The organism is Stenotrophomonas pictorum JCM 9942 (assembly GCF_001310775.1).
Classification (GTDB): domain Bacteria; phylum Pseudomonadota; class Gammaproteobacteria; order Xanthomonadales; family Xanthomonadaceae; genus Stenotrophomonas; species Stenotrophomonas pictorum.
Genome location: NZ_BAZI01000265.1, coordinates 1 through 3,767 on the forward strand (window position 1 = coordinate 1; position 3,767 = coordinate 3,767).

Annotated in this window: 5 protein-coding genes and 1 pseudogene; 2 read left to right on the forward strand and 4 right to left on the reverse strand. The window is 63.6% G+C overall.

Translation table 11 applies throughout. The annotated features are described in order from the left end of the window. From JCM9942_RS12070 to JCM9942_RS12075, 4 genes and pseudogenes are all read right to left on the reverse strand, one after another. A partial coding sequence (locus tag JCM9942_RS12070; RefSeq protein ID WP_256202375.1) for a phosphoethanolamine transferase domain-containing protein occupies positions 1 to 435 on the reverse strand: 435 nt, incomplete at its 3' end. Between the two features lie 134 nt (positions 436 to 569). Next, positions 570 to 803 (reverse strand): annotated as a pseudogene (locus JCM9942_RS20770) (dolichyl-phosphate-mannose--protein mannosyltransferase); the annotation flags it as partial. 164 nt (positions 804 to 967) lie between these two features. Further along, the gene (locus JCM9942_RS19105) at positions 968 to 1,288 is read right to left on the reverse strand and encodes a hypothetical protein (protein WP_062167471.1); all 321 of its coding nucleotides are present in this window, start codon (positions 1,286 to 1,288) and stop codon (positions 968 to 970) included. A gap of 308 nt (positions 1,289 to 1,596) precedes the next feature. Then, a complete protein-coding gene (locus tag JCM9942_RS12075) occupies positions 1,597 to 2,214 on the reverse strand; it encodes a cation efflux transmembrane domain-containing protein (RefSeq protein WP_014159605.1) in 618 nt (205 codons plus the stop codon). Positions 2,215 to 2,319: 105 nt separating this feature from the next. Here JCM9942_RS12075 and JCM9942_RS12080 point away from each other — a divergent pair, with 105 nt between their 5' ends. Both JCM9942_RS12080 and JCM9942_RS12085 read left to right on the forward strand, forming a co-directional pair. Then, positions 2,320 to 2,733 (forward strand): MerR family transcriptional regulator, encoded by a 414-nt coding sequence (locus JCM9942_RS12080; RefSeq protein ID WP_014159604.1) that lies wholly within the window; start codon positions 2,320 to 2,322, stop codon positions 2,731 to 2,733. Continuing rightward, the coding region (locus JCM9942_RS12085; RefSeq protein ID WP_083468528.1) for a site-specific integrase at positions 2,730 to 3,767 on the forward strand (1,038 nt) is incomplete at its 3' end. The genes JCM9942_RS12080 and JCM9942_RS12085, both read left to right, overlap by 4 nt.

A 3,767-nucleotide genomic window follows, 5' to 3' on the forward strand; every position in this document is an offset into this window, starting at 1 on the left:
AGCGCCGTCGGTCTTCAGCACATTTCGTACCATGCTGGCGTCGAAGTAGACGCTGTAATTGTCTGAATAGTAGGCAGCAGTAGCGGACACGACGAGAAGCAATGCAAGAACCGGCTTCACCGTCCATCGAACGCATAGCAATCCGAGAATGAGCACATTCAAGGCAGTGAGGATCGCTCCCGTAGAGATAACAAGTAGCGCACGAGCTGCTCCGTCCGCACCACTCTTCGCAATTACTTCTGCGAAGAACGCGCTGTTGAGAAAGAACGTGAAGTACATCGCCACGATGATAATCAACGTGTTGACGCCCAGCTGCGGGCCGCAGATGGGCTTGCCAAGACGGCCCAGTGGATCTGAGCCTAGGCCCCCGCGCGAACTGCCTCGGTTGAATTCTGTTTTCACGTAATGCATTGGTGATTCCTTTTTATTGACCACCGCGCGCGCCCCTAGCGCACACGGCCGCCATTGCGCGTTCCTAGATGGAAAGCCATCCACACATATGCAACGCCTGACACCAGCGAAGGGGCCAGGACCGCGGTCCGCAGGTTTTGGGTCAGTGACAGCAGTGCAGCCGAGATCCACATGAAGAGACGCTTGTCTGGGTGCAGCTCCGCTCCCCGACGCGGGAACAGCGAGCTTCCGGTTGCCACCATTTGGGTGGCAACCAAGGCAAATCTCGGTTCGTCGACAGGCCCAAAATCGCGCACACCAAGAGATGCGCCGATGGCAAGCACGGAGGTTGCCATCAGTAGTGCCGCTCGATCGCGTGCAGTTCGGAGATTGGTAGATGTTGAGAAGGGCATTCAGGTCGCCTTCTTCAAGGCGGCGCAGTACTGGCCGGCGACTGCACGTGCAGCCACGCGTCGGCCGAGCGCACGGAGCGCCCAGCAACAAGATGTGTTCATGGAAAGACCTACACAAAGGTGATCGCAGAAGGACTGACAGGCGCGTTGCGCCTGTTATGCGATCAAAGCCTGGGAGGTCTAATCAGCGTGTCCGGGATGTGGGACGTCATGGGCTGTTCGTAGAACGTGTGCCCGCCTTCATTTCTTGCGGCTTCGGCACTGGTGAAACCGTTGGACGCCACAAAAGTGCTGCTGTGGTGGCAGTGACCGTGACCACAAGCGGCATGCGCCTTATCGGGGTGGCCATCGCCTGGCCCTGCCACTTCCTGGTGTGACTGCTCCTCAGAGAAGCAGACCGAAGCATCAACGACAGGCACGATGATCATCACTGCGAGCAGCAGTGCCAGAGCGTAGCGCTTGGCATGGATGACAATGGAAGGCACGTGTGGCTAGGACTGATACATTTGAGGCCGGAAAGATACCTTGGGTCCCGCTCATCAGCAAGCTGACGCTTATTCATCAATCTCGCGGGCTCGAGTGGCCTCTGCGAGTCAGGTGGCCAGGCAAAAGCTGGCGCGGGAAATTGACGGAATCCGGCATCCGAAGAACAGAAAGTTAACGTTTTGCCTGAGCTTCCGCACGGTCACGCAGATTGAGCTGCGACGGATTAGGTCGGGGGCCAGCTGCGCCACGTGACAGTGCCGGGTTCAAGCGCAGCCGCCAGAGTCCGAGCTCAGTCGGCCAAGCCTGGTCATGCAGCCGTCTTGCGCGCGTCGGCACCTGCCCGGCGGGCATCACCTAAAATCTCGAAGGCTTCCTTGATCACATACAGGCCGATCAGGGCGCCGATCACGAAATCCGGGTACGGGCTGGCCAGCCACCACACCAACAGACCGGCCAGGATCACCCCAACATTGGCGACCACATCGGCCCGCGTGAACAGCCACGTCGCTCGCAGATGCACTTCGCCGGACTTTAGCGGTGCCAGCATGCGCAGCACCGCCATATTGACCGCCAGCGACAGCAGGGCGGTGCCAATCATCCAGCCGCTGACCGGCTCGGCGCCGTACATCACCCGGCGGCCCACCTCAACCAACACGCCCACACCCAGCACAAGCAGCACGCTGCCGCTGACCCAAGCGGCATTGGCCTTGAAGCGCGCCGTGCGCCCGATAGCGACCAGGCCAATGGCATAGGCGGTGGCATCGGACAGCATGTCCAGAGCGTCGGCCAGCAGGCCAGTGGAATGGGCAATCCAGCCGGCGATGCCGCCGATCACGGCCATCGCCGCGTTCAACGCTAGGGCGATCCAGAGGACGCGCCGCTCCTGCGCATTCTTGGCCTCGTGGTGGCAGCCGCAATCACTCATCGGAACATCTCCAGTCGCAGGGAAGCCGGGCCCGGGCGGGTCGCTGGCATGACACAGCAGGTGAGTGTAAAGTCCGTAGCTACTACGGAGTCAAGCGTACTACGAATGAAAATCAGTGAGGCTGCCGACGCCAGTGGATGCCACCTGGAGACGATCCGCTATTACGAGCGGATCGGCCTGTTGCCGCGCCCGGGGCGCTCGGGCAATGGCTACCGGGTCTATGGCCCGGCCGACATCGAGCGGCTGCGCTTCATTGCGCGCGGCCGGGACCTAGGCTTCAGCCTGGAGGAGGTCCGCAGCCTGCTGCAGCTGGCCGGCGATGAGGAGCTTTCGTGCGGGGACGTGGACCGGCTGGCACGCAGCCATCTGACCGACGTGCGGGCGCGCATGGCCGACCTGGAGCGCATGGCCACCGAGTTGGAACGGGTGATTGCCAGTTGCCACGGTGGGCAGCGGGCTGAATGCACCATCCTGTCGACCCTGCGGCAGCCGGTCGCTGTGGAGGCCACGCGCCAGTGACCGAACTGGACCGCTACCTCGATGCAGCCACGCGCCAGAACACGGTGCGCAGCTATGCGTCGGCGCTGCGGCACTTCGAGGTTGAATGGCAAGGCCACCTCCCAGCGACACCGGACAGCGTGGCGCGGTACCTGGCCGCGTATGCGCAGACCCTAGCCGCCAGCACGCTTCGCCACCGGCTGGCCGCCATTGCCTCTTGGCACCGCGACCACGGCTTTGTCGACCCGACCCGGTCGCCGCTGGTGCGCAAGGTGCTCAAAGGCATCCAGACCCTGCACCCGGGCCAGGTCAAGCAAGCCGCGCCGCTGCAGATTCGGCGGCTGGTCGAGCTCGATGACTGGTTGGCTGCCGCGATCGCGGCGGCGCATGCCCGGGGCGACGGAGCGGCGGCGCTGCGCCATCAACGCGACCGAGCGTTGGTGCTGCTCGGATTCTGGCGGGGCTTCCGTGGCGATGAACTGCTGCGTCTGGACGTGGCCCATCTCACGCTGGTGCCGGGACAGGGGATGACCTGTTTCCTGCCGCGCAGCAAGGGCGACCGCCAGGCCGCCGGCGTCACCTACAAGGTGCCGGCGTTGTCGCGGTTGTGCCCGGTGGAGGCGACCCAGGTGTGGCTGCAGGCGGCCGACCTGCACGAAGGGCCGGTGTTTCGGGCGGTTAACCAATGGGGCCAGGTGAGCGCCGAGGGCCTGCATCCCAACAGCTTGGTGCGCCTGCTACGCGAGTTGCTGACCAGTGCCGGCTTTGCCGATGCGGGGCTCCACAGCAGCCATTCGTTGCGCCGCGGCTTTGCCAGCTGGGCCAACGACCAAGGCTGGGACATGAAGGCGCTGATGGAGTACGTGGGCTGGCGCGATGTGCAGTCGGCCATGCGCTATCTGGACGGGCGTGACCCCTTTGCCCGTGACCGCATTGAAGCAAGCCTGCCCAGTCCAACCGCGCCGGTACCGGCGATGGCACTGCCGGCGCCCGAGGGCAAACCGGCCTTGCAGCTGCGCCTGCGCATGGTGCTGACCCCGTTTGCCCGCACGGGA